Genomic DNA, 4,248 nt, shown 5'->3' on the forward strand with positions numbered 1-4,248 from the left:
TGTATTCTACAAATTTCTTCTAATGTATATTCTCCATCCTCTAGCAGTTGGAGAACGGTTAATTTTTGTTCAACTGTATGCTTACTTCGCGCCATAAAAAATACCCCCCAATAGGTAAACAGATTTTTGTTTTTTCATCTGTCTACCTATTGGGGAGCATATCAGTTAATTGGCATCACGCTTTTTACTTGAGAGATTTTCCTATTTTTGGACGTAGATATCTGTCTAACCTTACACCTGCCATGCTCGGTCCTAAGCTGCCTCCCGCATGGCTCCTTTTTCATTGAAGTGAATTCAAGAGGCAAATTCAAAAATGAAAAAGGACCGGTGACGGTTTTTCTTAATTATTTTGTTTCTTATTTTTCTTCGCAAACGGCAACCACCAGTTCCATTCTCCAAGCAGCTTCATTAGTGATGGAACGAGAAGCAAGCGGATAATCGTCGCATCAATGAAAATCGCTAATGCAATCCCTATGCCGATTTGTTTAACTGGGACAACTCCGGTAAAGGCAAATGCACCGGTCAATACAATCATAATTAAAGCGGCTGACGTTATGATTTTGCTTGTCGAGGCAAGCCCAACAACTGTCGCTTCATCGTTATCACCGTTCAATTTATATTCCTCTTGAATGCGAGAAATGAGAAACACTTCATAATCCATGCTCAGACCGAATACAAGACTGAAGACAAACACCGGAATAATTAAGGCAATAGATGTTGGGTCAAGACCGTAATGTCCTTCCTGGAAAATCCACACTAAAATTCCGAATGTCGAAGCCAATCCGATAATATTCATGATGATTGCTTTCAACGGGATGAATACGGAACGGAAAGCAACGAGTAAAATGATGTATGTGCTAATCAGCACAATCGCTATACCATACCAAATCTTGTTGAATATTTCATCAAAAATCTCTTGATTGAATCTAGGTTCGCCCCCGATTAGCACATCAACATCAAAGTCTTTTTCCGACCAATCACGAACCCATTCTTGCGCTTCGGATGAAGAAGCGACTGCATCCAAAGTTACAGGGAGCAACAATTGTCCATCGTGGATAAATTGCTCGGTCACAGGTTCAAGTGAGGCTTGACCCTCAGGCATTTGCAGCATTGCATAAAGCTCTTTGCTTGAAGCTGTGCCGCTGAAGCTGAATAATGATTGTGTGCCGGTAACAAGCGGGTCATCCTCAAATTTATTTACTAAGTATTCTAAATCACGTAAGCCGTCTTCGTCTGTCCACGAACCATCTCGGCTCGCCAAAATATAAATCGTTGCTTCATCACGAAGCGAGAACTGTTCATTTAAAATCGCAAACGCTTCTCGTGATTCATAGCTTTCCGGCAAGGCTGTTTCATCGGGAATCGTCAAATTAATATCCTTTACGGGAATGATACCGATCAATAAAATGACTGTCGCTAAAATCGAAATCAAAACAGGGCGTTTCATGACTCCCTCAGCAAAAGCTCTCCATGTATGATTGCTTTCGCTTTCTTTTTTGCTTTTGAACAGTTTGCCCTTATTTATATGGTTGCCAAGCAACAATAAAATCGAAGGCAGAAGGGTAAGTGAAGCGATAACAGCAACCGAAACAACGACCATTCCTCCGATTGCGACCGTCTTGAAAATGTCGACTTGAATAAGCAACATAGCAGCTAATCCAATAAAAACGCACACTGCTGAAAAAATAATCGACGTACCGGCTGTGCGAATTGTTTTAATTATAGAATCTTTACGATTGTTATTTTGCAACTCTTCTTTATAACGATTAATGAAAAGCAAAGCAAAATCTATGCTGAGCGCAAGCCCGATCATTGGCGTAACGTTGAGTAAGAAGACCGACAAGCTGAGCTGATCGCCAAGCAATGTTAATATGCCTAATGAACAAACAACGGTAAGTCCACCGACAATAATTGGAACAATCGCAGCAACAATACTTCCAAATGCCATAATTAAAACTATGAGTGCAAATGGAATCCCGATCATTTCAGCAATCATCAAGTCTTTTTGGCTCGCTGTATTCAAATCGAGACTAATAACCGGGGCGCCGGTCAACATTGTATGGTCATATTGATCAGTGATTTTCCGCACATCTTCCACATACGGCACCATTTCATCGTCTAACTTATCAAACCCAAGCACCGCATAGGCATAATTTTCGTTTCTTTGCTCCTCATAAGTAAGTGGTGATTGAATTTGCTCAGTAATATCCAGCTTCTCGATATCGTTTAAAACGGTATTTATATGCTCATTAAATTGTGATGCTGTATGGTCCTTGTCTTTCGTAAATAAAACGAGTATCGTATTTCTCGGAAAATCAAAGTTATTCGATAGCTCGTCTTGCACCTCCTCGTATTCTCCATCCATCTCAAAACCGTCACCCTGAAGCTTAGATGGCAAATCCAGCGCATAAAAAGCCAACACAGCACTAACAATCACCCATATAGAAAGAGAAAACTTAAAATGTTTAATCACCAGCTTCGCAATATTCTTCATACATTCTCCTTTCGTTTCTATTTTGTTGTTTGAAATAAATGCTTTAGCTGTTTTACAGTAATTGCATTGGTTGTAATAGTATTAGTAGACTTTTATGTGTTGATTGGAGTGGAAAGTGTCCGCCTGGAACGAAAATCAACTAGCGCACTAACTAATACAACCTATTAATATGTACACTAATAATTATGATAGAAAACATCAGAAATATAAAGCATTGGAAATATTTCTATTAGTATGAATTGTAAGGTCGATACATGCATATATTTAATGGGATAAACTACAAAATCTAACATATACTATAGATAAGAAATGTTTTACAAATCGAGATTGATCAGGAGGTTTCCCATGTATTTTTCAAAAAAACAAAATGAAGCTGATGAAGTTATTATCGAAGACACATCTGTATATGCCTGCTCCTCAGATTCCTGCAATGGTTGGATGAGAATGCAATTTGCTTCTGAACAATCAAGTTGTCCGTTATGCGGTTCCGAAATGACCGAAGAAATAAGACAGCTTCCAAAGATTACATGAAATATTGCACTTACGTAACAAATGTTTTATTGAAATAACATGATTACCGAAACTTCCGTTCTTCGTAATACTGTAATACTAATGTATTTTATTCTTTAACAGACTGTAGCTTGTGTAATCATTTCATATGTTAAGATAGTTTCATCAAGTGCAATACAGCAAAGAAAAGGAGACTATCTGAGTATATGAAGAAATCGATTTTATCCGCTCTAGCTGTTACGGCAATGTGTACAGCTATCGGGGCTAATGCAAATGCAGCAAGCATCACGATTGAAAAGGGAGACACATTATGGGATCTGTCGAGGCAATATAATGTAACGATCGATCAACTAAAAGAATGGAACGGTTTATCAAACGACACAATTTACGCAAATAAAACTTTAACAATATCAATGGAAGAAGCAAGCGATGAAGCAGTCGCGACTCAAACAAAAAACACATCAGCTGCAACTGAAATGGACGCAGACGGCAACTACATAGTAGTTAAAGGTGATACGCTATCTAAAATCGCAAAACAATTTGGTGTATCTGTATCAACGCTTAAATCATGGAATGGTTTAACGAGTGATTTAATATATGCTAACCAAAGTTTAGTAGTTGCAAACGGAACTGCTCAAGCAGTTGCTGAGACAACAGAGGCGACTCAAACGGAGCAAACTGTTGAAGTACCTGAAACAACAGCAACATCTGAAAACACAGCACAAGCTCAAGCACCGGAACAACAGGAAGCTGTAATTGCTGAAGAACAAACTGAAACAGCTTCAACAACTGCATCATCTGCTGTGAAAACATTAACAGTTGAAGCAACAGCATATACTGCGCTCGACGGCGGCGGTTCAGGTGTTACAGCTGCCGGTATAGATTTAGTGGCAAACCCTAACGCAAAAGTAATCGCGGTTGACCCGTCAGTTATTCCTTTAGGAACAAAAGTTTACGTAGAAGGTTATGGTGAAGCAATTGCCGGTGACACAGGCGGAGCTATTAAAGGAAATAAAATTGACGTTTATGTACAAACAAAGAGCGAAGCATTTGCTTGGGGAAGAAAACAAGTAACAGTTCAAATTTTAGAATAGAATAAAGACAGATATAAGCAGAAGCCGTAATGGTTTCTGCTTTTTTTAAGTGCGCCCGGCATGGGTGCAATCTATAGGGTGAAAGTCCCGAGCTGTGAAGGCAGAAGTAACAGTTAGCTTAACGCAAGGGTGTCCGTGGTGACGCGGAAT

General features: G+C 39.2%; 3 protein-coding genes. 2 read left to right on the plus strand and 1 reads right to left on the minus strand.

Annotation, left to right across the window (positions count from 1 at the left end; translation table 11 throughout):
- Positions 1 to 340: 340 nt before the first annotated feature.
- Complete coding sequence (locus IEO70_RS18090) at positions 341 to 2,494, minus strand: MMPL family transporter (RefSeq protein WP_190999777.1); 2,154 nt, start codon at positions 2,492 to 2,494, stop codon at positions 341 to 343.
- A gap of 345 nt (positions 2,495 to 2,839) precedes the next feature.
- Here IEO70_RS18090 and IEO70_RS18095 point away from each other — a divergent pair, with 345 nt between their 5' ends.
- Together IEO70_RS18095 and IEO70_RS18100 are read left to right on the plus strand one after the other, a co-directional pair.
- A complete protein-coding gene (locus IEO70_RS18095) occupies positions 2,840 to 3,025 on the plus strand; it encodes a cold-inducible protein YdjO-related protein (protein WP_190999778.1) in 186 nt (61 codons plus the stop codon).
- A gap of 185 nt (positions 3,026 to 3,210) precedes the next feature.
- Positions 3,211 to 4,098 (plus strand): LysM peptidoglycan-binding and 3D domain-containing protein, encoded by an 888-nt coding sequence (locus tag IEO70_RS18100; RefSeq protein WP_190999779.1) that lies wholly within the window; start codon positions 3,211 to 3,213, stop codon positions 4,096 to 4,098.
- Positions 4,099 to 4,248: the final 150 nt, after the last annotated feature.

Source organism: Peribacillus faecalis (genome assembly GCF_014712675.1).
GTDB lineage: Bacteria > Bacillota > Bacilli > Bacillales > DSM-1321 > Bacillus_AD > Bacillus_AD faecalis.

What these genes read in the sequence shown, in the direction of transcription:
- IEO70_RS18090 (WP_190999777.1), bottom strand. Translation starts at nt 2,494, where the DNA reads ATGAAGAATATTGCGAAGCTGGTGATTAAACATTTTAAGTTTTCTCTT.
- IEO70_RS18095 (WP_190999778.1), top strand. Translation starts at nt 2,840, where the DNA reads ATGTATTTTTCAAAAAAACAAAATGAAGCTGATGAAGTTATTATCGAA.
- IEO70_RS18100 (WP_190999779.1), top strand. Translation starts at nt 3,211, where the DNA reads ATGAAGAAATCGATTTTATCCGCTCTAGCTGTTACGGCAATGTGTACA.